We start from the raw sequence: 23,002 nt of genomic DNA, 5'->3' as shown, positions 1-23,002 counted from the left end.
CGGGCGGCGTCAGTGCCCGCCCGCCAGCAGCGCCGCGTTGCCGCCGGCCGCCGCCGTGTTGACGGTCAGCGTCTGCTCCGCCGCGAAACGGTAGAGCTGGCGCACATGGCCGGCGGACACCACCAGCGGCACGATGGCCCCGGGCCGGGCGGCCAGGCGCTGCGCAAGGCGGTGGGCCACGGCGGCGTCTGACGACGCCAGCGCCACGCCGGCGAGCTGCGGGGCGGCCAGGATGCTGGCCGTGGCGGAGTCGGCCAGCAGCGTCAGCGCCTGGGTGGGCAGGCCGGCGTGCAGCAGCGCCTGGGCCGAGCGCTCGTCGCCACCCATCCAGACCACGCTGTTACCGGCCAGCAGCGCGCTGACGACGGCCGCGAGGCCCGCGTCACCGCGGCCCAGCACGGCGAAGGCGCCCCGGGCGTGGTGACGCAGCGTGTTGCTCTCGCCGGTGGGGCCGGGCAGCACGGCGTCGGCGAACAAGGCCTGCGCGGCCGTGAACAGCCCGCGCAGCGCCAGTGAGGCCTGTGCGTCGAGCGCGTCGGCACCCCGGCGCAGCGTGGCGATGCGGTCCGCCAGCGGGGTGTCGCGCCAGCCGGCGTCCGTGCCCAGCGCCACGGCGCCGGAGGGCCCGTCCAGATGCAACGTCAGGGCGGGCGCGTCGAGCGCCGGCTCGGTGGTGAAGCGGCGCAGGTAGTCGGGCCCGCCCGCCTTGGGGCCGGTGCCGGACAGGCCTTCGCCGCCGAACGGCTGCACGCCCACCACCGCGCCGATGATGTTGCGGTTCACGTAGACGTTGCCGATGCGCGCCGCGTCGGCCAGGCGCTGGGCGCGGCTGTCGATGCGGGTCTGGATGCCCAGCGTGAGGCCGTAGCCCAGGGCGTTGATGTCGCCGATGACGTCGTCCACCGTGCCGCTGAAGCGCACCACGTGCAGCACGGGGCCGAAGATTTCCTCGCCCAGGTCAGCCACACGGGCGATCTCGAACGCGGCGGGCCGGATCTGGCGCGGCAGCGCGTCGTGGATGGGCGACTCGGCGATGAGCCGGGCCTCGCGCTTCAGGCGTTCCACATGCCGGGCGATGTTGGCGTGGGCCTCGTCGTCGATGACGGGGCCGACGTCGGTGGCCAGCTGCTCAGGCCGGCCCACCCACAGCTGTTGCAGCGCGCCCTTGAGCATCTCGATGATGCCGTCGGCGATGCTGTCCTGCACGCACAGCAGGCGCAGCGCAGAGCAACGCTGGCCAGCGGAACGGAAGGCGCTCTGCACGACGGCATCGATGACCTGCTCGGGCAGCGCGGTGGAGTCGACCACCATCGCGTTCAGGCCGCCGGTCTCGGCGATCAGCGGCACCGGCAACGACTTGGCCGCCAGCGCCTTGTTGATGATCTGCGCGACGGCGGTGGAGCCCGTGAAGCAGACGCCCGCCGTGAAGGCGTGGGCCACCAGGCCGGCGCCGACGGTTTCTCCCGGGCCGTGCAGCAGCGCCAGCGCATCGGCCGGCACGCCGGCCGCGTGCAGCAGCTCCACCATCTTCAGCGCCACGAACGGCGTCTGCTCGGCGGGCTTGGCGGCCACCGCGTTGCCGGCCACGAGGGCGGCGACCACCTGGCCCGCGAAGATGGCGAGCGGGAAGTTCCACGGGCTGATGCAGACGAAAACGCCGCGGCCTTGCATCAGGCCGGGTTCGGCCTCCGCTTGATCCGCGTAGTAACGCAGGAAGTCCACGGCCTCGCGTACCTCGGCAACGCAGTCGGCCTGGGTCTTGAACGCCTCCTTGACCAGCAGCGCACAGAACTCGGGCAGGCGGGCGTCCAGCGCGTCGGCGGCGCGGCGCAGCGTGGCGGCGCGCTGCGCGACGGGCGTGTCGTTCCACGCGACGAAGCCGGCCTGCAGGCGCTGCATGGCGGCGTCCACATCGGCGGCACCGGCCTCGGGTACCGGCTCGAGTTTGACGGTGTCCAGCGCCGTCTGCAGCGGCAGCCGCTGGGCCGGCGCGGTGAGGTCGGCACCCGTGGAGTTGGCGCGGCCGCGGCCGTCGGCGTCCAGGTAGAGCGCGGGCGGCAGCGGCAGCGCCGATGCGGCGCGAACCTCCAGCAGCGGCGAGCCGAGCAGCTCGGGCACTTGCACGGTCGGGTCGGCCAGCTGGTGCACGAACGACGAGTTCGCGCCGTTCTCCAGCAGCCGGCGCACCAGATACGCCAGCAGGTCGCGGTGCTCGCCCACGGGGGCGTAGACGCGGCAGGGGATGCTGCCGTCCTTCAGCACTTCGCGGTACACACCTTCGCCCATGCCGTGCAGGCGCTGCATCTCGAACGGCGCGCCGGTGGCGCGGGCCATCTGCACGATGGCGGCGATGGTGCCGGCGTTGTGGCTGGCGAACTGCGGGTAGATGACGTCCTGGTGGCCGATCAGCGCGCGGGCGCAGGCCAGGTAGCTGACGTCGGTGTGCTGCTTGTGCGTGAACACGGGGTAGGCGGCCAGGCCCAGTTCCTGGGCGCGCTTGATCTCGCCGTCCCAGTAGGCGCCCTTGACGAGCCGCACCATGAAGCGCAGGCCATGCTTGCGGGCGATGGCCGCGACCTCGTCGATGACGTGCAGCGCACGGGTCTGGTAGGCCTGCACGGCCAGCCCGAAGCCGCGCCACTGCGGGTAGACGGCCGCGATGCGGGCGGCCAGCGCGTCCAGCACGTCCAGCGACAGCTCCAGGCGGTCCACCTCTTCGGCGTCGATGGTCAGGTTGATGTTGGCGGCAGCGGCCAGCTCGATGAGCTGCCACACCCGCGGCAGCAGCTCGGCGAACACGCGGTCGCGCTGCAGCACCTCATAGCGGCTGAACAGCGCGCTGAGCTTGATGGAAATGCCGTCCGACGCCTCCGGGCTCTCGGCACGGCGGCCGGCGCTGATGGCCTGGATGGCGTTGACGTAGGCGGCCTGGTAGCGCTCGGCGTCGGCCTCGGTGCGGGCGCCTTCGCCCAGCATGTCGTAGCTGAACCTCAGCTGCCGTTGCGCCTTGCGTGCGTCGTCCGCTTCGTCCATCGCCTCCTGGATGTTGCGGCCCAGCACGAACTGCCGGCCCAGCAGCTGGATGGCGCGCACGGTGGCGGCCACGACGGTCTGCGCGCCCAGGCGCTTGAACAGGCCGCCTTCGTCGTCGACTCCCGGCAGGAAGCGCTTGGACAGCGAGATGGCGGAGGCCGACAGCGCGGCCAGCATCTTGTGCGGGCTGCCTTCGCTGGCACCGTCGAAGTCGGCACGGCCGAGCTGGTCGGCCGTCAGCGCGATGGCGGTCGGGGCGTCCGGCACGCGCAGCAACGCCTCGGCCAGCCGCATCAGCGCCAGGCCCTCGGCGCTGGTGATGGGGTACTCGCGCAGCAGCGACTCCATGGCCCAGAACGGCGCCGGGTTGCGGCGCACCTGCTCCACCCAGGGCGACGCCGTGGCGATGACGGCGGGCCAGTCCAGCGCGGCGGCCACGCGCTCGGCCAGCGCCTGCACCACCGGCCCCTCGGCCCGGTACGGGTCGGGCAGGCGGGATTGCTCGGGCGGGGCAGCGAAAGGCGTGGACATGGCAGACTCCTGGTGAGGTTCCGCACTCTATCGACGGCGTCGCTGGATTAAATGCCGACAATCAGCTGATCAGTAGAAGAATATCCAGATGACCGACGAGCCCGCCAACCGCCTGGACAAGATCGACGAACGCATCCTGCGCATCCTGCAGGCCGATGGGCGCATTTCCAACCTGAAGCTGGCCGAGACGGTGCACCTGTCGCCCACGGCCGTGCTGGAGCGCGTCAAGCGGCTCACGCGCGAGGGCTACATCCTGGGCTACGAGGCGCGGCTGAACCCGGCCAAGCTGGGCGCGTCCATGCTGGTGTTCATCGAGGTGCACCTGGACCGCACGGTCATGGACGTGATGGACAACTTCAAGGCGGCCGTGCAGTCGCGCCCCGAGATCCTGGAATGCCACCTGGTGGCCGGCGGTTTCGATTACCTGCTCAAGACCCGCGTGCGCGACATGGGCGCCTACCGCGAGTTCATCGGCAGCGTCATCTGGACGCTGCCGGGCGTGCGCGAGACGCGCACCTATGCGGTCATGGAAGAGGTGAAGGCGACGACGGCGTTGCCGATTTGAGTGCCGCGTCGCGTCGACTGGTTTGTGCCTACAGAGTTGTAGTCTGAGCCAATAGTGGTGCGCCGTGGTCAGGTCGGAGCTTTGCAGTGGCGCCACACCTCTGGCATGGCCACGCTTTCTGACCGTGGAATCCGCGAGCCCGTTGCCTTAGGGCTCACTGGCGAAGCGCCCGACGGGCGCTCAACGCAGGTGCGGCAAGCGGGCTGCGGCGAGGGTGCTCGGCGTCAGCCCAGCTGTTTGCCAAAGAACCGCATCGTCCGGTCCCAGGCCTGCTGCGCCCACGCGGCGTCGTATTGCGTCTGCGGCAAGCGGCCCGGGCCTTGCGCGGTTTCGTTGGCGAACGCGTGCTGGGCGAGGTAGCGGTGGGCTTCGTAGTTCACGCCGGCCTGCGCGAACTTGGCCTCCAGTGCGTCCACGCCTTCGATGCCGAAGAACGCGTCCTGCGTGGCCCAGTGCGCCTGCAGCGGGATCTTGATCTGGCTGGCGTCGACGAATTCCAGCGGCGGCATGCCGTACCAGACGACGCCCGCGTCGGCCTCGGGCACGAGCATGGACGACAGCACCGTCAGCGCGCCGCCCATGCAGTAGCCGGTTACGCCGACCTTGCCGCTGCCGAGCTTCAGGCCCTTGAGGTATTGCACGGCGCCACGCACGTCCTGCGAGGCGGCCTGGCCGAAGTCCAGCCCCGTCATCAGGTGATGGGCTTCCTCGGCCTCGACGGTGTGCTTGCCGCGGTAGAGGTCGGGCACCAGCGCCGTGAAGCCGGCGCGGGCGAAGCGGTCGGCCACGCCGCGGATCTGGTCGTTCAGGCCCCACCATTCCTGGATGACCACAACGGCGCCGAGCGGCCGGTTGGCCTCGGCGAGATAGCCCGGCACGCTGACGCCATCGGGACGCTGGAAATGAAGGCTCTGGGCCATGGTGTGCTCCTGCAATTCGGTGTGGAGGCCGAATCCTGCCGCAAGTGCCGGGGGTTTCCCGCGCAGGGGGACAATGGGCGCTGCTCATGAACATCGAACACATCGTTTCCACCCGCCTGCCCACGCCCTACGGCGAGTTCACCATCCACGGTTTCCGGGAGGGTGACAGCGGGCAGGAGCATGTCGTGCTGAGCATCGGCGACCTCGCCGGCAAGCCCGGCGATGAACCACCGCTGGTGCGCGTGCACTCCGAATGCATGACGGGCGAGGTATTCGGCTCGCTGCGCTGCGACTGCCGGCCTCAGCTGGAGAGCGCGATGAAGCGCCTCGCCGAAGTGGGCCGCGGCGCCATCGTCTACATGCGTGGCCATGAGGGCCGGGGCATCGGCCTCGTGCAGAAGCTGCGCGCCTATGCCGAGCAGGACGCCGGTGCCGACACCATCCAGGCCAATGCGGTGCTGGGCCTGCCCATCGACGCCCGCCGCTACGACGCCGCCGCATGCATGCTGCGCGCGCTGGGCGTGAACCGCATCCGGCTGCTGACCAACAACCCGCTGAAGATGGCGGCACTGGCCGAGTTCGGCATCGAGGTCGTGGAGCGCGAGGCGTCGCTGACGGCGCCGGGCCCCGAGAACGAGAAATACCTGCGTACCAAGCGCGACCAGATGGGCCACCTGGCCGACTGGTTCGACTGAGCCGCTGCGGCGGCAGCACCCCGCTGCGCGGCGGTGAGCCGCGAGCCGTTGGGTGATGCCGGCGGCGCTCAGCGCGGCCCGCTGCGCCCGCGTGTCGCCCGGCGGGCGCGCACAAAAAAGCCCGGCGGTGCCGGGCTCTTGTCGACGATGCCGCGCGTGGCGCGGCGCCGTGTCACTTCAGGTGGCTGTTGATCAGCTTGGTCATCTCGAACATGTCGGCCTTGGCCTTGCCGAAGATTTCCTTCAGCTTGGCGTCGGCGTTGATGACGCGCTTCTGCAGTTCGTCCTGCAGCTTGTTCTTCTTGATGTATTCCCAGACCTTCTTGGTCACGTCGGTGCGCGGCAGCGGGGCTGCGCCGACGATCGCGGCCAGAGCGTCGCTGGGGGTCAGGGCCTTCATGAAGGCGGCGTTGGGCGTGCGCTTCTTGGCGGGGGCGGCAGCCTTCTTGGCCGGTGCCGCTTTCTTCGCCGGTGCTGCAGCCTTCTTTGCAGGTGCTGCGGCCTTCTTGGCCGGAGCCGCCGCCTTCTTCGCCGGGGCCGCCGCAGCCTTCTTTGCGGGCGCGGCCTTCTTCGCAGTTGCCATGTCGATTCACTCCATCAAAAGTTGTTGATGTGCCGGGCCCGGGTGAAGGCCGCGTAAGCCTTCAATACTCTCTAGCACCCTGCGGCGGCGATGGTACTGCGCTCCCTGGAGGAATAGAAGGCTTTCCTAGAGGGGATGACCCGCACAGCCCCGTGAAATCGGGGCTTTCGGCGCTCCTTGTCGCGGCCAAGCATCAGTACACATCGCGTCGATAGCGGCCTTGCGCGATGAGCGCGTCCACGCGTTGAGCGCCCAGCACCTCGCACAGCAGGGCCTGGACGCCCGCCGCCATGCCTTCGAGGCTGCCGCAAACGTAGATCGCGGCGCCGTTGTCGACCCAGGCGACGAGGCGTTCGCGCTGCAGGGCCAGTGCGTGCTGGACGTAGCGCGGGCCGTTGCCGGCGTCGCGCGAGAACGCGAGATCGGCGTGGGCCAGCACGCCGCTGGCCTGCCAGGCCGCGATCTCGTCGGCGTAATGCGCGTCGTGGGCCTGCTGGCGTTCGCCGTAGATCAACCAGGCCGGTGCCGGCGAGGCGGCGTGCTGGCGGGCCTTCAGGTGGGCGCGAAGGCCGGCGAGGCCGGTGCCGTTGCCGATGAGGATCAGCGGCCGCGCGGCGTTGTCGCCGATGCGGAAGGCCGAGTGCGCGCGCAACCTCAGCGCGGCGCTGCCGCCGAGCGCCAGCCCCTGCGCCAGCCAGCCCGATGCCCGGCCGGTGCTGCCGTCGTCGCGTCGCAGCAGCCGCACCATCAGTTCCAGGCGGCCGTTGGCGGGCAGCGAGGCCAGCGTGTATTCGCGCGGCACCCGGTCCTCGGCATCGTCGAGCTGCAGTTGCACGAGGTCGCCGGCCTGCCAGTCGGGCAGGTCGGCGCCGAGCGGCTCGAAGCCGAGATGCACCACCGGCGCGCCGGCGCTGCCGGGGTTGAGCACACGCCGCTCGACCAGCCGCCAGGGCGTGAAGGGCTGGTCGTCCCAACTCAGCGAGTCACTGGAGCCGGCCACGTGGCTGAGGTGCCGGCGCCACTCGGCGAGCGTGGTGGCGTCTTCGCGGTCCACGTCGAGCCGCGGGAACAGCGGCTGGGCGCCGCGGGCCAGCAACCAGGCATCCAGCGTGCGACCAAAGCCGCAGAACTGCGCGTAGGTGGCGTCGCCGAGCGCGAGCACCGCGATGTGCAGCGTGCCGAGATCGATGTCGTCGCGGCCCATCACGTCGCGCACAAACGGCACCGCGCTGTCCGGTGCGTCGCCCTCGCCGCAGGTGGCGGCAATGAAGAGCGCCTGCCGCGCGCCGGCCAGGTCGGCCGGCTGCGCCTGCCCCAGCGGCAGCACGCGGACCGGCAGCCCGGCGAGGTGAAGCGCGCGCGCGGTCTGCCACGCGAGTGCCTCGGCGGCGCCGGTCTGGCTGGCGTGCAGCACCAGCAGCGGCGTGCCGGCCTCGCTGGCGGGCAGCAGGGCGGCCGCGTCGGCCTGCGCGAGGGCGTGGCGTCGGCGGTGCCGCCACCAGCAGGCGAAGCAAAGCAGCGCATAGCCCGCGACGAGCAGGGCGGCCCAGAGTTCGCGGCTCATGACAGCAGGGCCTCGAGCGCCGGGCTGAAGCGCTCGACGTAGCCGCCGTCATGGCGCTGCAGGAAGCGCGCGGCCAGGCCGTGGGCGGTGGCGAAGGCCAGGCCGGCCTCCAGGCCCATCACCATCAGTGCGGTGGACCAGCCGTCGGCCCACATGGCGCTGGCATGCACGACGCTGACCGAGGCCAGGCCGTGCGCGATGGGCTCGCCCCGGCGCGGGTCGATGGTGTGCGATTGCCGGCGGCCGTCGGCATCGAGGCGAAAGCGTCGGTAGTCGCCCGACGTGGCGATGGCCAGGCCGTGCAAGGCCAGCCGCAGCGGCAGCACGTCTGCATCGGCGGCGGGCGGCTCGAAGTCGACCCACCAGGGCTGGCCGTCGGGCTTGAGCCCGGCGCCACGCAGCTCGCCACCCACCTCGGCGAGGTGGTGCGGCAGGCCGAGTTCTGCCAGCAGATCGGCCAGGCGGTCCACGGCGTGCCCTTTGGCGATGGCGGACAAGTCCAGCCGCAGGCCGCCGGGTTGCTCGATCGAGCGCGTGTGCGCGTCCCAGCCCAGTGCGGCCCAGCCGCGCTGCGCCTGGTCTTCCTGGCCGTCGGCTGGCGGGCCGAATCCCCAGCGCTGTACGAGCGCGCCGGCCGTGGGGTCGAAGGCCCCGTTGCTGGCGGCGGCGATCTGCAGCGCCGCGTCCATCACGTCGGCGAAGCCGGGCGGCAGCACCAGGCGCGTGCCGGGCGCGGCGCGGTTGAAGCGCGACAGCAGCGAGGTGGCGTCCCAGTGGCTCATCTGCGCGATCACGTCGCTGAACAACGCCTCGATGGCGGCGTACAGCGGCGCGAGCGACAGCGGCTCGGGCCCGATCAGCGCGACCGACCAGCTCGTGCCCATGGTCTCGCCGGCCAGGCGCTGCAGCGTCTGGCCCCACGGCGGCGGGCTGCCTTCGATATGCAGCGGCACGAGCACGCGTGCCGCCGGGAGTGCTGGCGCGTTTATTTGGGAAGCACCTCGAACGTGGCGCTGACGGCAGCGCGCTTGATGGGCTTGTCGCGGGTGCCACCGCCCGGGCCGCCCGGCGCGCCGCGCTCGCCCGCATTGGCGCCCACCCAGTACTGGCCGGCTTCGGCCCAGCCGATGGTGAACTCGCCTTCGGCGTTGGTCTGCACCGTGAACTCGCCGCTCTTGTAGCGGTAGCGGTTGCCGGCGCGACGGACCGTGACGTTGGCGTTGGCCTGGGGCTTGCCGTCCAGCAGCAGCTTGAAGCGGCTCTCGTCGCCGTTGGAGAGGTCGGTCACCGGGGTCAGCGGCAGCAGTTCCAGGCCCGTGCCTTCCGGCGTGAAGGCCACCTCGCCCGGCTGTTCGCGGCTGACGAACGTCTGCTGCCGCGTGGCGGTCTCCGTCAGGCTGGTCAGTTCGGCACCGGCGGGCAGGTCTTTGTCCAGCGTCTCGGGCGTGCTGCGGAAGCGCTTGGTCTCGCCGCCCAGCTTGTAGGCGCCCATCAGCGCACGGCTGAAGTTGCTGATGCGGTAGGTGCCGTCCTTGGGGAGCTTCACGTCGAAGCTCTCACGGTGGCGGGCCGAGCTCTGGCCCTCGGGCTGCAGCACGAGGCCGGCCGGCCCGGTGATGCGCAGCTGTTCGAGCTTGAGCGCGCGATCGAAGCTGAAGAGGTCTTCCGACACGGCGGCATCGATGGTGACGACGCCGTCCCGGTTGGTCACGAGCGTCGAGTTCGGCAGCAGCCAGGTCATGTGCGCCTGCGCGAGCAGGGGCAGCAGGGCGGCGGCGGTAGCGATCAGGGTTTTGCGCATGGGGGTTCCTGGGCTCAGGGCTTCACGGTGAGTTGCAGGGCGCCGAGTTCGTCGTCACCTTGGACCTTGATGTCGGCGGCCGCCTTGACGGGCCAGGTGAAGGGCAGGCGCCGCACCTCGCGGCCGCCGGCTTCGCGGCTGACTTCCACCACCATGTCGTAGCTGCCGGGGGCGAGGCCCGCGAAGGCCGGGTGCTGGCTGAGGTTGATGACGTGCTCGCCGGCGCCGCGCGTGGCGCCGCTGACACCGTCGGCCGGCAGGCTCAGCGAGCGTCCGCCCGCGCGCCACCACTGCCGCATGTCACGCACCCACTTCGTGCCGCCGTTGTTGGGCTTCTTCAGGTCGTACCAGACGGCCAGCTGGGCGGCCGCGGTGCTGGTGCCGGACTTTTCGAGCCACACGGCCACATAGGGCTTGTGGTACTCGGCCACGTTCAGGCGCGGCAGGTCGAACTTGAGCTGGACGTCGGCGGCCAGCGCCGGAGCGCCGAGCGACGCCAGGCCGGCTGCGGTGAGGGTGAGTTGGAGCTTCATGGGACGTCTCTAGTGGATCAACAGGAGGGCGAGAAGGGCGGGCAGCACGAGCCCGAATCCCACCAGTGGCCATGTGCTGGGGCGGCGCACGGCGTGGTGTTTCAGGATCAGCAGGCCCGTGATGGAGAAGAGCAGGCAGGCCACGGCGAACAGGTCGATGAACCAGCTCCACGCCATGCCGGCATGGCGGCCCTTGTGAAGGTCATTCAGGTAGGCCAGCCAGCCGCGGTCGGTGTCCTCGAACTCGACGTCGCCGTTCGTGCGGTCGATGCGCAGCCAGGCGTCGCCGCCGGGGCGCGGCATCGGGAGATAGATTTCCTCCGCAGACCATTCTGGGGCTGCATTGCTAACGCTTGTTTTCAGAGTGTCAGCCAACCATGAACGCGCCGCCTCGGGCAGGGGGCCGGCGTGGCTGTCGGCCAGCGTGGCCAGCAGCGCGGGCGGCAACTGGGCGGTGCGCTGGATGACGCGCGGATGGGTCTCGATCCAGCTGGCGTGGTTCAGCGTGATGCCGGTCAGGGAGAACAAGATCATGCCGACCAGGCACATGGCCGAGCTGATCCAGTGCCACTGGTGCAGCGTTTTCAGCCAGGTGGCCCGTTGCGGCGCGTTGCTCACAGCTCGGCCCACTGCCGCAGCAGGTTGTGATAGTGGTGGGTCAGGGCCTTGGTGTCGGCGTCGTCGCCCAGGCGTGCGCGCAGGCGCTGGATGGCCTGGTCCAGCTCGAACAGCATCGTGCGGCGGCCGTCGTCGCGCACCATGCTCTGGGTCCAGAAGAAGGAGCACACGCGCGCGCCGCGCGTGACGGGCTCGACACGGTGCAGGCTGCTGCTGGCGTAGACGATCATGTCGCCGGCCGGCAGCTTGACCTCGTGCTCGCCATAGGTGTCGACGACGATGAGCTCGCCGCCCTCGTAGTCGTCGGGTTCGCTGAGGAACAGCGTCGTGGACACGTCGCTGCGCAGCGGCTGTTCCGTGCCGGCCTGGCGCATGACGGCGCCGTCCACGTGCAGGCCGTAGTGCTCGCCGCCCTCGTAGCGGTTGAACAGCGGCGCCAGCGTGCGCAGCGGCAGCGCCGCGGAGATGAACTGCGGATGGCGCGCGAGCACCTGGCGGATGTGGTCGCCGATCTGGCGGCCGATGGGGTGGTCGACCGGCAGCTGGCGGTTGCGCTTGACCTGGGCGCCTTGTTCGCCGACGGTCTGGCGACCGTCGGTCCAGTCGGCAGCGTCCAGGCCACGGCGCATCTCGCGCACGTCGTCCTTGCTGAGTACGGCGGGGATATGGAGAAGCATGGCTGGAATGCCCAAGCCCGCTTGATGCGGGCTTGGAGTTGGCTAGCTTGGGAGGCCCATTAGAACGAGAAGCGGGCTGTCAGCGTCGACGAGCGCGGCGCGCCGAGGAACAGACGCGAGCCACCATTGTTCAACGACGACATGTAGACCTTGTCGGCGATGTTGGCGACGTTCAGCTGCAGGTTGACTTGCTTGGAGACGCGGTAGGCCGCCATCAGGTCGAACACCGTGTAGGCCGGCAGGTTGGGCGAGTTGGTGGTGGCGGTGGTGCCGCCGACCGTCACGACGCGCTTCTGCTCGGCCGTGTGGCGCGCGCCACCGCCGACGGTCAGGTCTCCCCACTGGTACGAGGTCCACAGCGTGGCCGAGAAGTCCGGCGACCAGCGCACGCCGTCGGTCACGGTGACGGCGCCGGTGGTGCTGTTGACGCTCAGCTGGCTGATCTGCTTGGTCTTCATCGTCTGCAGGCCGGCGGTGATCTGCCAGAAGTTCGTGATCTGGCCGACGGCGGCCAGCTCGATGCCCTGCACGCGCGTCTTGCCGTTCTGGGTGCTGGCCTGCGTGACCGAATCCTGCGTGACCTGCTTGTCGTTCTCGGAGCGATACAGCGCGGCGGTGACGTTCAGGCGCTTGTCCAGCAGTTCCCACTTGGTGCCGAACTCGAAGTTGCTGGTTTCCTGCGGATCGGCCGTGCCAGCGGCCTGGCCGGAGGACGACAGCGTGAAGTTGGCGCTGCCCGGAGGCGTCAACGAGTTGGCAGCGGCTGCGTACAGCGTGCCGTTGTCGGCCAGCTTGTAGACGGCGCCGACGTTCCAGCTGGTGATCCAGTCGCCGGTCCTCAAGTTGGTCGGCACGATGGCGCCGACGCCGTAACCGCGCGGCTGGTAGGTGGCCAGGTTGCCGGAGGTGCCGCCCGTGACGAGCGTGCCGCTGTTGGTGCCGATGCTGAAGTGCTCCACGCGCAGGCCGGCGTTGAGCTTCCACTTGTCGTTCAGCGTGAGCGTGTCGAACGCGTACAGCGCCTGGGTGTTGGTGTGGCCTTCGGTGTCGGCGCCGGTCAGCAGCGGCGTGCCCATCGCGTCGGCGCGGTTCGGGTTGTAGAGGTTGGCAACGGGCACGGCGATGCCGGGGACCGTGACGCCGTTGAGAACGACGTTGGTGGTGGCCGAGCTGCCCGAGGTCGTGCCCAGCGACAGCTGGCGTTCGTAAATCAGCTCCATGCCCAGCGCGAGGTCGTGCTGGATGCCGAGCGTGTTGATGGTCGTGTTCAGGCTGGTCTGGTTCGCCAGGATCTCGTTGGTCTGGTCGACGCGTTGGCGCGAACGGCTGATAGTCCAGCTGCTCGGGTCGGCCGGCGTGACGGCGGTGATCGTGTTGATGCCGGTCAGCACGCGATCCATGTGCGTGCGGCCATAGCGCGAGATGTTGCGGATGGTCGTGCTGCCGCCCAGGTCCATCTCCAGCTTGGCCGTGACCATGTCGGCGTCGACCTTCTCGTAGTCGCTGCTGCTGCCGTAGAACTGGTGGGTAGCCTTGGGGGCGCTGCGCACCTGGGCCGTGGCGTTGTAGAAGCCGTCGAAGCCGATCGTCGCAATGCCGCCGTCAGGCGTGTTGTCCTGGCGCACGTGCTGCGAGAACAGGTAGAAGCGCGTCGGCGTTCCGAGGCCGAAGGCCACGGACGGCGCGATCGCCCAACCCTTTTTCTTCACGAAGTCGCGACCGGGGACGCCGTTGTCCTGCGTCATCACGTTGACGCGCGCGGCGATGCCGTCGCCCAGGCGCACATTGGAGTCCAGCGTGGCGCGCTTGCGGCTGGCATCGCCCAGCGTGATGGTCGCGTCGGTGATGTTGTCGAGTTGCGGCAGCTTGCTGATCAGGTTGATGTAGCCCGCGCTCGCGCCGCGGCCGGTGTCGGCGCCAGCCGGGCCCTTGACGATCTCGATCTGCTCGAGGTTGAACACGTCGCGCGTGACGGCGCCGAGGTCGCGGATGCCGTCGACGAAGGTGGACGTCTGCAGCGAGAAGCCGCGCATCTGGAAAGCGTCACCGGCCGAGGTGTTGCCGTTCTCGCCCAGCTGCATCGTGATGCCGGGGGTGTTCTGCAGCGCTTCCATCAGCGAGACGGCGCCCTGCTCCTGCAGGGTTTCCTTCTTCACGACCTGGATGGTCTTGGGCGTCTCCAGCAGCGTCTGCGTGATCTTGGACGAGGCGCTGGTGTCGGCCTTGTACGGCACTTCCCTGCCCGCCTGCACCTTCACGGTGGGCAGGGCGGGCTCGTCCTTCTTGGCGTCGGCCGCGGGGGCTTGCTGGGCGACGACGGGCAGGCTCAGGCTGGCCGCGAGGGCGGCAATGGCGTGAGGCACGACAGCGTGCTTGCGGCTCTTGATGAAGGACATGCGAACTCCGATGTGGTTTGAAATGGCGCGCGCTGCGACGGCGCGAGTCGTCGTCGCAGCGCGCGCATGACGTGGGAAGAGGGGGTGAGACGTTGCCGGGCTACCGCTCGGCAACGTCGTTAATGAGAATGATAGTGATTCTCATTAACTGGTCAATGCGGGGTGTGGCGTCCCCGCATCGTTTGGGTCAATTCAGTTCGTACGACAGGCCGGCGTCGGCCTCCCAGTCGATGGCGTGGCCGCGCTCGAGGTAGGGCTCGAAGCGCGCGCTGCGGATGTCCAGCAGCGCCTGCTGGTCCAGCCGCTCGAAGCCCGACGAGCGTTTCAGCGTCGCGCTGCGCAACATGCCGGCGGCATCCACGACGATGCGCAGCACCACCACGCCCGCCTCGCCCAGCCGCTTGGACATGCGGGGGTAGCTCAGCCGGGGCTCGACCCGGTAGCGAAAGCTGCCCGCAGCCAGCTCCTTGATGGCGGGCGGCGTCACGGGCGCGGCGGCCACGGCAACCGTGGGCGAAGGCTCGGGGCGTGGCGGCGCGCTCGTGGTCGGCAGCGATTCGGCCACGACCACGACGGGACTGGAGATCGTCACGGGCGGCGGCGGCACGATAGGCATGGGCGCCAGGATCGGCAGCGTGACCTGCATCTTCGGCGGCGGGGGCGTGACCTGTGGCGGCTTGGGGGCCTCCAGCAGCCGCACCTGCACGGGGGCGGGCTCCGCCTTAGACGCCCGGTGCATCATGCCGTGCGCCAGCGCCCAGCCGGCCACCAGGTGCAGGGCGCCGATGGCGATCAGCGCGCCCGGGTGACGTCGCTTCGTACCCCAGCCCGGGCTGCTGCGCTCGGGCGCAGCGGTCGTCTGCGCGACTCGACCCGCGGGAGCCGCAGCCTGCGGGCGCGGCTCGTCCACCGGGGTGGAACTGTCCAAGGCGAGGGTGAAGTTCACGATTGATGCGGGAGATAAATCTTTGCCAATCCTAATACGAAATACAAATGGTTCTCATTACCGCACCTGTGCGACGGGCTTGCCGTCGGCGACGCGCAACGCCCGCCTTATGCTGCGGCCATGAAGATCCTCATCCGTTGGCTGCTGCTGGCCGGTGCGTTGCTGCTGGTCGCTCACCTCTACCCAGGCGTCGTTGTCACGAGCTTCACGTCGGCGCTGATCGCGGCGCTGGTGCTGGGCCTGCTGAACACCTTGCTGCGGCCCATCCTCGTGCTGCTGACGCTGCCGGTGACCGTGCTGAGTCTGGGCTTGTTCCTGTTCATCATCAACGCCCTGATGTTCTGGGCGGCCGCCTCGCTGCTCGACGGGCTCGCCGTGTCCGGCTTTGGCGCGGCGCTGATCGGCTCGCTGATCTACAGCCTGTGCGGCATGGTCATCGACGTCATCATCGAGCGCCTGTTCCCGCAGGAGTAGCCCGCCCCACCGCAGTCGGTGGAGTACCTCGAAGGCGGTCTGCCTGTGTCCTGTGTTCCAAGGCGCGCGCAGCGCCGCCGCCCCTCCAGCGGCCGCCGTGGATCCGGCTTTGCCGGTCCACCAGCGGCGCCCCCTTGAGGGGGCCGCGGCTTCGCCGCGGTAGGGGGTGGTCTCAATTCGGCAGTTCGACGTCCGGCGGGATGTAGCGGCCCTTGTACATCTCGCCCAGGATGGCCTGCCGCTCGTAGACCAGCGTGCGCAGGCGCGCGTCGATGACGGAGGCCTCCACCTGGTCGGCATCGCGCGAGCGCGACTGCCGCAGCCCCGAGCGCAGCCGGTCGATGGCGCCGTTGAGGTCGCCGGCGGCCGCGTGGGTCTCGGCCTGGGCGCGCACGGCACGCAGCGGCTGGCCGAGCTTCTCCCACACCAGCGACAGCTCGTGCCAGGCCAGCGCGTCGCTGGGCTCCAGCGAGACGTGCGTCTGCAATGCATCCGCGGCCTCGCGCAGCTGCGGCCCGGCCGTTTCGGCGGGGCCGGCGGCCAGCGCCAGGCCCACGCGCTGCAGCAGCATCGGGCGGGACTTCTCGCCCTTCAGCGTGTCCAGCGCCGCGATACCCTCCATCGGGCGGCCGCGCGCCTCCGCCAGTTCGGCGCGCAGATAGGTCAGCAGCCGGCTGGCCGCCGCCATCTCGGGCGCGCTGGGCTTGAGCAACTGCAGCGTCACCTCGGTGCTGCGCAGCGTGGTCTCGGCGCGGTCGAAGTTGCGCAGCTTGATGGACGACAGCGCCGCGGCGTAGCGCGCGCCGAGCTGTTCGTAGCCGTTGCTGTCCTTGATGTTGCGGGCGCCGGCGTCGTAGTTCTCGAGCACCTTCCAGGCCTCGACGCGCGGGTCCTGCAGTGCGCGCGCACGCGCCGCCATCAGAGCATGCTCGGCCAGCCCCTGCGGGCGCGAGAACGGCTCCAGCGCGAGGCGAGTGCGGGCGTCGCCGATGCGCTCGCTCGTCAGCGGGTGCGAGCGAAGGTAAGGGTAGGCGCCGTTGTCCATCAGGTGGTAGGCCTGCTCCATGCGCTCGAACATGCTCACCATGCCGCTGCCCGCAAAGCCGGCCTCCACGAGCACGTTGAAGCCCACGCGGTCGGCCTCGCGTTCCATGTCGCGCGAGAAGTTCAGCGACAACTGCGTGGCTGCGGCCTGGCCGCCGACGATGCCGGCGTTGGCCATGTCGATGTTGCCGCGCGTGGCCGCAAGCACGCCCAGCAGCAGGCCGGCCACCGCGACCATGCTGTTCTTGGAATCGCCCGCGATGCGGCGCGCGATGTGGCGCTGCGTGATGTGCGAGAGCTCGTGCGCCAGCACCGACGCGAGTTCGTCGCGCGACACGGTCATCGAGATCAGCCCGAGGTGGGTGCCGACAAAACCACCGGGCAGCGCGAACGCGTTGACGCTCTTGTCGCGCACGAGGAAGGGCTCCCAGGCGAAGCGCGATTGCGTCTCGTCGCCGATCTGGCCCAGCTTGCGCGCCGCCTTGACCAGCGGGTCCCAGATGCCGTCCAGATATTCCTGCAGCAGCGGGTCCAGCACGTAGTCGGGGTCGATGCGGATCTGGCGCATGACCTGGTCACCCAGTCGCCGTTCCGTGCCGACGTCGAGATCCTGCGACACCGAGTCGCCCAGGGCCGGCAGGTTGACCTGGGCATTCAGAGGCGCGCCGGGCAGGGCCAGCGTGGCGGCGGCGATCAGCGTGAGCAGGGGGCGGGTGACAAGCAACTTCTTCATCGAACGGGCACTCCGGCCGGCAGCAGCCATCTGCCTATGATGCCTGTATCTCGGACCGGGAAGGTTTCGTGAGAATGAAGACGCCCGACCTGGCCGGCGCCGCCCGAAAGAACTGACATGACCCACCCACTGACCCATTTCGACGCCCAGGGTGAAGCCCACATGGTCGACGTGTCCGCCAAGGCCGAGACGCACCGCGTAGCCGTCGCGGCCGGCGAGATCCGCATGCAGCCGCAGACCTTCGCCCTGATCGCCAGCGGCACGGCCAAGAAGGGCGATGTGCTGGGCGTGGCGCGCATTGCGGCCATCCAGGGGGCCAAGCGTTGCGCCGACCTCGTGCCGCTGTGCCACCCGCTGCCCATCACGCGCGTGAAGGTCGAGTTCGAACTCGACGAGCCGGCCAGCCGCGTGCTGTGCCGTGCACAGGTCGAGACGCTGGGCCGCACCGGCGTCGAGATGGAGGCGCTGTGCGCCGTGCAGGTGGGCCTGCTGACCATCTACGACATGTGCAAGGCCGCCGATCGCGGCATGGTCATCGACCGCGTGCGCGTGCTGGAGAAGCAGGGCGGCAAGAGCGGCGACTGGCACGCCGACTGAGCGGCAGGCTCAGCGCAGCGTTCGCCAGTCCACCACGCCGGACGCCGGCTGGCACTGCACCATCGCCGCAGGCGACGAGGCCGGCGAAGCGTCCGGTGACGGGGATGCTTCGGTGCAGCTCTCGAACCAGTTGTCGCCCGTCGGGTTGCGGAACTCACGCAGCCGGTCGGCGAGGAAGCGTGCGCCCTCGATGTCGCCGGTGGCTTCCAGTGAGCGCGACCAGTGCATCAGCAGGCGCGCGTCGACCAGGCTGAAGGCCGTGCGTCGCGCGGCGGCCAGCGCGTCGGGGCCCGGGGGCAGGCTCGTGGCGGCGGCGTAGTCGGCGTGATGGCTGAAGAACGGTGAACCCTGGCCGATGGCAATGCGCTGCTTCAGCGGTTGGGCGTCGGCACTGGGCGCGTAGATGGCGGCGATGCGCTGGTAGTCCCCCACGGCGAGCATGCTGGCGGCGATGAGCACGACCCCGACCACGACGCCGGGAGTGGCGGGGGCTGGCGCGGCTGCGTCGTCCACGGGCAGCGCGAGACCCAGCGCGAAGCAGGCCGGCAGCAGGAAGTAGGCGTACCAGAGCGGGTACTCCAGCAGGCTGTGCAGGCCGATGGTCAGCACGATCATCAAGGCAGCCCGGCGCAGCGGGGCGTCGTCGCCCTGGCTGTTCACGGCACCGCGCCAGCCCCGCCAGAGGGCCCAGGCCAGCAGGCCCAGCACGGCGCCGGCCCAGGGCAAGCCCAGCTCGACAGCCAGTTGCGCCGGCAGGTTGTGCGTGTGGTCGAAGAAGGCGATGGGCCGCGTGGGGAAGGGTGTCAGGCTCCACGCAAAATTGAATTCGCCCCAACCCACGCCGGTCAGCGGGTTGGCGGTGATGAGCCCCCAGGCGTCGCGCAGGATGGCTACGCGGGACGGCGAACCCGCCCCCTCGGCGAGCCGCGAAGCACCCCGGAAGGCGTGCCCGCTTTCGGCGGACCAGTGCGACATCAGCCACCAGCTCGCGCCCAGCATGAGCGGCGTCGCCAGCAGGCTCAGGCGCGCCGTGCCGGACAGCCGCCGGTCCACGATGCCCCACACCGCCAGCATGGCAATGCCGATGTAGCCGGTGCGCGAGGCGCTCAGCACGACGGTGAAGACGAACGCCGCGAGCAGCGGCGGCAGCAACCAGCGCCAGCCGCGCCGCTCGGTGACGTACACCGCCGCGATGGCCGACCACATCATCAGGCTGGCCAGATGGTTGGGCTGCCGCAGGTTGCTGACGGCGCTGCCCACGACACCCGAGCGGGCGATGACGACGCCGTTGGCGAGCTCCGGCGCAAAGACCTGCACGAGGCTGATGCCCACGCTCAACAGCCCGGTCAGCAGCAGCCCGCAGCAAAAAGCCTCCGCCGCCTTCTGCCGCGCCGGCCGCGACAGGCCCTGTGCCAGCAACAGCACGGCCAGGCCGGCCCCGATGACGGCAACGGCATTCAACCCCAGCGACAGCGGCAGCCCGCGGCCAACCACCGAAACGACGGGCGCCGCCAGCAACAACGCCATCGCCACCGCCGCCGGACTCTTCAGCCCGGCCCGCCAACCCGGCGCCGACGAGGCCCAGCACACCAGCGCCAACCCCCAGCCCGCCAACGCCAGCAACTGGTTATAGAGCGTCGCCGCGGGCGTCTGATTGAAAGCCAGCAGCGGAGGGAGCGCGGCGGCGAGGATGAGGCTGACGGGCGCGGCGTGCGCCGAAGCGGAGGAGGGCTGGGAGGACATGGGCGCGGATGATGGCATGGGCTCAAGCCATTCCCGCGGTGCTCGGCGTCCTGCAGGTGGTGTCAACCGCCTTGCTGCTGGGGCGCGAGCTTCTTGCACGCCATGGCACTGCCCAATGTGCAAGCGATTTTGTATTCACGAATTGCCGCCTGGGAGTCGCCCTTCTTCTCGAATACTTGTGCCGCACCTATCCGGGCAAGGCGCAAATCCGGTTGCAGCTCGATTGCTTTTTGGAACGCTGTCAGTGCGGAGTCATATTGGCGCAGCATCAGCAGGGCAGCGCCCCGGTCGCTATGCACATTGGCGTGACCGGGATAGATGCTGATCGCCTTGTCGTAGTCTTTCAGTGCTGCGGATGCGAGGCCCAGGCGAGCTTCGGTGTTGCCGCGGTTGGCATAGACGCGGTCGATGCCGGGCATTTCTGGCCTTGTCTCTACCAGCCGCACTGCATCGTCCCAGAGCAGGAATTCATTGGAAAAGGTCTGCAGGCGCAACATCGTGGTCGGGACCATCAACATTGCCAGCGTGCCCGCGATAACACTGCATGTTTTGTCGCTGAGCTTTTGCGTCAGCCACGGGAATGTGGCGCCCAAGCCAAACATCCAGAGATAGCTGCGGTAAATGACAAAGGGCTCAGCAACCCGAACTGTGGAGAATTCGGTGAAAAACATCAGCCACGGGCAAAGCAAGCCAAAGCCCGCAAGTCCGACTCGCCCGCCGCGCCAGAGCAGCCCCAGCCCGGCAAATCCCCAAGCCATGAAGGCAGCCAAGCCGAGCAGATAGGGCCAGGCCCGAAGGCTGGTGGCCAGGGGCTCGTACATGTCTACTGACATCCAGCTGGCACTGGGAAACAACCAGATCAGCAGGTACTTGAAGAACAGGGAGGCCTGCGTCAGGACGGACAAGGGGTAGGCCAGGGATACGTCGAAATCAGGATTGGCTTCGGCATAGCGGCTCAGCAACTCGCTCCCGTTGAGCTGGTAAGCCGCGCCGATGAGGTTGACTTCCTGGTGCAGCTTGGCCCAAGTGACAAACGCGGTGACCAACAGGTAGCCCGAGACCACCAGCCACCCTCGCCGCCATGGCAGGTGGGCGCTGTCCCGGCGCAACAGCACGGCAAGGGCCATCACGAGCATCGGGGCCATCACCGCCAGCTCTTTGCTCAATGTCGCCAGTGCGTAGCAGGCGATCGAGCTGGCCCAATCGCGTAGCCGGCCGCTGTCCAGTGCACGCAGGCCCATGAGCAGCATGGCCAGGACGAACAAGGTGGCCATCAGCGTGGAGCGCTGAGTCAGGTAGGCCACTGCATAGACCGACGCCGGATGCAGCGCCCATAAAGCGGTTGCGCAAAGCGCCAATACCTGCGCCGACGGTGCCGGCTCGCTGCCACGAAGCACGCGTTTGAACAGCGCCTTCAGGAAAACAAAAAACAGCAGCAGATTCGCAAGGTGGATTGCCAGGTTGCCCAGGCGAAACCACAACAGATTCAGGCCGAACAGCTCACGCGTCCATTCGAATGACGCGTAGGGCAGCCAGCGCAAACTCAGCACGTTGGAGATCGACAAATACTCTTCATGGACGGTGCCATCGAAAAAGTAGAGATCGTCAAACAGCACCGGGCTCCATAAAAAGAGCCCGTAGACGGCGCCAACACTGATGAGCAGCAGCCCCCACGCAAGGGTGAGCTTGTTTTTCATGAGGGACATCAGCTTCATGGGGTGGAGTGCATGAGGCGGTGACGGTGCGGATGCTGTATGGACGGCCCGCCATGAGCCTGGCTGCGGCCCTCTGAGGGAGTTGGGCTGCCACAAACGAAGAAGGGCCCCGCAGGGCCCTTCTGTGCAACATGCCTTCTTATTGAAGGGCGCTGCAGGCCGTCGTCATCGTTCCCTTGTTGTTCTTGGTGATAGCGTCGACGGCGGTGGCGTTTTGAGCAGTGGTGATGGTCGTGCCGGCATTCCAAGCAATTGCATTGTCCGTGGGGCTCGGCTCAAAGCAGATCGTTGCGTTGTCGATGTCGGTGCCGATGCCGGTAGCCAGCTTCACCTTGATGTAGCCGCCGCTCACGCTGGTGGCCGCCACTTCCTTCGAGACGCCTGAGGTCACGTTGGCCGGGATGCCTGCGCTACCGCCGGTGCAACCGGTGACAACGCCGCCGGCTTCTTGAGCGCACACGCCAACAGCAACCTTCAAAGCGTCAGCCGCAGTGATCGCGTTGCCGATCTTGGCCTTGATGGTGTAGTTCTTGTACTGCGGAATCGCCACAGCAGCCAGGATGCCGATGATCGCGACGACGATCATCAGTTCGATCAGGGTGAAACCTTGTTGAGCACGGGCCTTCAGTTGCATGTCGGTTACTCCAGAGAGTGTTTGAGAAGAGGGGAGGACAAGCGGATATACGCAGGGGGCGTGCCAGCTTTTTCGACCCCGAAAACCGCGCAAAAGCGGGCTGCCGAAACACTCGGTCACCGGAATCTGACAAAAAACGTCAGCCGGGCTGACGCTTTTGGTCGGTCGGGCCTCGGCGGTCAAGAAACGTCACTCGACGCAGCCGCGCCTGCCGGTCAGGCGCGGCTGCGCGGGGTAACGGGTGCTTACAGGGGCATGTCCTGGCCGGCCTGCAGGGCGGTGATGCGGTGCGGGCTGGTGAGGGCCTGCACACCCGCCATGACGGCTTCGACCTCGCCGGGTTTGATGTGCGTGATGCGCACGTCCACGCTGCCGGGCAGTTGCTGGAGTTCCTGGCCGAGTTCTGCGGGGCACAGGTGCCGGCTGACGTGGGCGAGCTCGGCTTCGTCGTCGCTGAAGGCCGTCTCGATGACCAGGTGGGAGACGCGCAGTTGCGACAGCCGCCGCCAAAGCGCCGGGTTGGGGCCGGTGTCGCCGGTGAACACCCAGTGAGCGTGGTCGCGAGCAGGGCCGGCGTCGACGGCGAAGCCGACGGCTGGCACGGTGTGGGCCGCCGACAGCACCTCGATGACCCGCCCGCCCAGGTTCAGCCGGTCGCCGATGCAGAAGGCGTGCAGGCTGAGCACGGGGGCGTCCGCGCTGGGCAGGCGCGTGAAATCGGGCCAGATCACGCCATTGAAGATGTGCTGCCGCAGCGCCGCGAGCGTTTCGGGCAGGGCGTGGATCTGGATGGGCGGGCGGCCGGCCGCGCGGCGCTGGCGCAACACGGCGTCGGCCAGCAGCGGGATGCCCAGCACGTGATCCAGGTGGGAGTGCGTGAGCAGGATGTGGTCGATCCGGGCCAGCGCGTCCAGTGACAGGTCACCCACGCCAGTGCCGGCGTCGATGAGGATATCGGCGTCCAGCAGGAAGGCGGTGGTCTTGTAGCCGGCGGCAATCGTGCCGGCGCAGCCCAGGACGCGGATGTTCATTCGATACGGCGGCTCGGTGGCGGGCCTCGCGAGATGGCGAGGTGGAGCCAAGAATGTACGCAGCGGGCCGTTAGGAATGGCGGTCGGAATACCGCGTTGGGGCGAGGTCGATCGTGAGGAAATCACACGCGGGCTCAGCGCGCATGTCGCAGCGCTGTCAGCCCCGGTT

At 69.0% G+C, this 23,002-nt stretch carries 20 protein-coding genes; 4 read left to right on the top strand and 16 right to left on the bottom strand.

Annotation, left to right across the window (positions count from 1 at the left end; genetic code table 11):
- Positions 1 to 9 precede the first annotated feature (9 nt).
- Positions 10 to 3,564 carry an L-glutamate gamma-semialdehyde dehydrogenase gene (locus tag ACG00X_RS11125; protein WP_394488246.1) on the bottom strand — a complete coding sequence of 1,185 codons (3,555 nt, stop codon included), beginning with the start codon at positions 3,562 to 3,564 and terminating at the stop codon, positions 10 to 12.
- A gap of 88 nt (positions 3,565 to 3,652) precedes the next feature.
- Between ACG00X_RS11125 and ACG00X_RS11120 the strand changes: the two genes are divergently transcribed.
- Entirely contained in the window at positions 3,653 to 4,129 is a 477-nt protein-coding gene (locus ACG00X_RS11120; RefSeq protein ID WP_394488245.1) for an Lrp/AsnC ligand binding domain-containing protein, read from the top strand.
- Positions 4,130 to 4,353: 224 nt separating this feature from the next.
- On the opposite strand, the gene ACG00X_RS11115 is transcribed toward ACG00X_RS11120, so the two are convergent.
- Positions 4,354 to 5,049 carry a dienelactone hydrolase family protein gene (locus tag ACG00X_RS11115; RefSeq protein WP_394488244.1) on the bottom strand — a complete coding sequence of 232 codons (696 nt, stop codon included), beginning with the start codon at positions 5,047 to 5,049 and terminating at the stop codon, positions 4,354 to 4,356.
- A gap of 86 nt (positions 5,050 to 5,135) precedes the next feature.
- On the opposite strand from ACG00X_RS11115, the gene ribA reads away from it, so the two are divergent.
- A complete protein-coding gene (ribA, locus tag ACG00X_RS11110; RefSeq protein ID WP_394488243.1) occupies positions 5,136 to 5,744 on the top strand; it encodes a GTP cyclohydrolase II in 609 nt (202 codons plus the stop codon).
- Between the two features lie 172 nt (positions 5,745 to 5,916).
- On the opposite strand, the gene ACG00X_RS11105 is transcribed toward ribA, so the two are convergent.
- From ACG00X_RS11105 to ACG00X_RS11065, 9 genes are all read right to left on the bottom strand, one after another.
- On the bottom strand, positions 5,917 to 6,327 hold the full coding sequence (locus ACG00X_RS11105) for an SWIB/MDM2 domain-containing protein (RefSeq protein ID WP_394488242.1): 411 nt from the start codon (positions 6,325 to 6,327) through the stop codon (positions 5,917 to 5,919).
- Between the two features lie 193 nt (positions 6,328 to 6,520).
- Positions 6,521 to 7,891 (bottom strand): sulfite reductase subunit alpha, encoded by a 1,371-nt coding sequence (locus ACG00X_RS11100; RefSeq protein WP_394488241.1) that lies wholly within the window; start codon positions 7,889 to 7,891, stop codon positions 6,521 to 6,523.
- Positions 7,888 to 8,850, bottom strand: a complete 963-nt coding sequence (locus ACG00X_RS11095; protein WP_394488240.1) for an FAD:protein FMN transferase — start codon at positions 8,848 to 8,850, stop codon at positions 7,888 to 7,890. The genes ACG00X_RS11100 and ACG00X_RS11095 overlap by 4 nt, the downstream gene beginning before the upstream one ends.
- A 26-nt stretch (positions 8,851 to 8,876) precedes the next feature.
- Complete coding sequence (locus tag ACG00X_RS11090) at positions 8,877 to 9,692, bottom strand: DUF4198 domain-containing protein (protein ID WP_394488239.1); 816 nt, start codon at positions 9,690 to 9,692, stop codon at positions 8,877 to 8,879.
- Positions 9,693 to 9,706: 14 nt separating this feature from the next.
- Positions 9,707 to 10,225, bottom strand: coding sequence for a DUF2271 domain-containing protein (locus ACG00X_RS11085; RefSeq protein ID WP_394488238.1), 519 nt, complete (start codon positions 10,223 to 10,225; stop codon positions 9,707 to 9,709).
- 9 nt (positions 10,226 to 10,234) lie between these two features.
- Positions 10,235 to 10,855, bottom strand: coding sequence for a PepSY-associated TM helix domain-containing protein (locus tag ACG00X_RS11080; RefSeq protein WP_394488237.1), 621 nt, complete (start codon positions 10,853 to 10,855; stop codon positions 10,235 to 10,237).
- A complete protein-coding gene (locus ACG00X_RS11075) occupies positions 10,840 to 11,520 on the bottom strand; it encodes a Fe2+-dependent dioxygenase (RefSeq protein ID WP_394488236.1) in 681 nt (226 codons plus the stop codon). Before ACG00X_RS11075 ends, ACG00X_RS11080 begins: the two co-directional genes overlap by 16 nt.
- Positions 11,521 to 11,579: 59 nt before the next feature.
- A complete protein-coding gene (locus ACG00X_RS11070) occupies positions 11,580 to 13,916 on the bottom strand; it encodes a catecholate siderophore receptor Fiu (protein ID WP_394488234.1) in 2,337 nt (778 codons plus the stop codon).
- A gap of 187 nt (positions 13,917 to 14,103) precedes the next feature.
- Complete coding sequence (locus ACG00X_RS11065) at positions 14,104 to 14,844, bottom strand: energy transducer TonB (RefSeq protein WP_394488232.1); 741 nt, start codon at positions 14,842 to 14,844, stop codon at positions 14,104 to 14,106.
- A 138-nt stretch (positions 14,845 to 14,982) separates the two neighbouring features.
- On the opposite strand from ACG00X_RS11065, the gene ACG00X_RS11060 reads away from it, so the two are divergent.
- Positions 14,983 to 15,336 carry a phage holin family protein gene (locus ACG00X_RS11060; RefSeq protein WP_394488230.1) on the top strand — a complete coding sequence of 118 codons (354 nt, stop codon included), beginning with the start codon at positions 14,983 to 14,985 and terminating at the stop codon, positions 15,334 to 15,336.
- Between the two features lie 172 nt (positions 15,337 to 15,508).
- On the opposite strand, the gene ACG00X_RS11055 is transcribed toward ACG00X_RS11060, so the two are convergent.
- Positions 15,509 to 17,113, bottom strand: coding sequence for a M48 family metalloprotease (locus tag ACG00X_RS11055; RefSeq protein ID WP_394488228.1), 1,605 nt, complete (start codon positions 17,111 to 17,113; stop codon positions 15,509 to 15,511).
- Positions 17,114 to 17,230: 117 nt separating this feature from the next.
- On the opposite strand from ACG00X_RS11055, the gene moaC reads away from it, so the two are divergent.
- Entirely contained in the window at positions 17,231 to 17,710 is a 480-nt protein-coding gene (gene moaC, locus ACG00X_RS11050; RefSeq protein WP_394488226.1) for a cyclic pyranopterin monophosphate synthase MoaC, read from the top strand.
- Positions 17,711 to 17,719: 9 nt separating this feature from the next.
- Here the strand turns inward: moaC and ACG00X_RS11045 are convergent, their stop codons facing one another.
- The 4 genes from ACG00X_RS11045 to ACG00X_RS11030 all read right to left on the bottom strand — a co-directional run bounded on the left by ACG00X_RS11045 (position 17,720) and on the right by ACG00X_RS11030 (position 22,833).
- On the bottom strand, positions 17,720 to 19,453 hold the full coding sequence (locus ACG00X_RS11045; protein WP_394488224.1) for a PglL family O-oligosaccharyltransferase: 1,734 nt from the start codon (positions 19,451 to 19,453) through the stop codon (positions 17,720 to 17,722).
- A 62-nt stretch (positions 19,454 to 19,515) separates the two neighbouring features.
- Positions 19,516 to 21,168, bottom strand: coding sequence for a tetratricopeptide repeat protein (locus tag ACG00X_RS11040; RefSeq protein ID WP_394488223.1), 1,653 nt, complete (start codon positions 21,166 to 21,168; stop codon positions 19,516 to 19,518).
- A gap of 139 nt (positions 21,169 to 21,307) precedes the next feature.
- A complete protein-coding gene (locus tag ACG00X_RS11035; RefSeq protein ID WP_394488221.1) occupies positions 21,308 to 21,802 on the bottom strand; it encodes a pilin in 495 nt (164 codons plus the stop codon).
- A 245-nt stretch (positions 21,803 to 22,047) separates the two neighbouring features.
- On the bottom strand, positions 22,048 to 22,833 hold the full coding sequence (locus ACG00X_RS11030) for an MBL fold metallo-hydrolase (RefSeq protein ID WP_394488219.1): 786 nt from the start codon (positions 22,831 to 22,833) through the stop codon (positions 22,048 to 22,050).
- Between the last annotated feature and the right edge of the window lie 169 nt (positions 22,834 to 23,002).

Source organism: Pelomonas nitida, assembly GCF_043555975.1.
GTDB lineage: Bacteria > Pseudomonadota > Gammaproteobacteria > Burkholderiales > Burkholderiaceae_C > Pelomonas > Pelomonas nitida.
The sequence above is the reverse complement of the archived record's forward strand: the minus strand, read 5'-3'. Positions and strand labels throughout refer to the sequence as shown.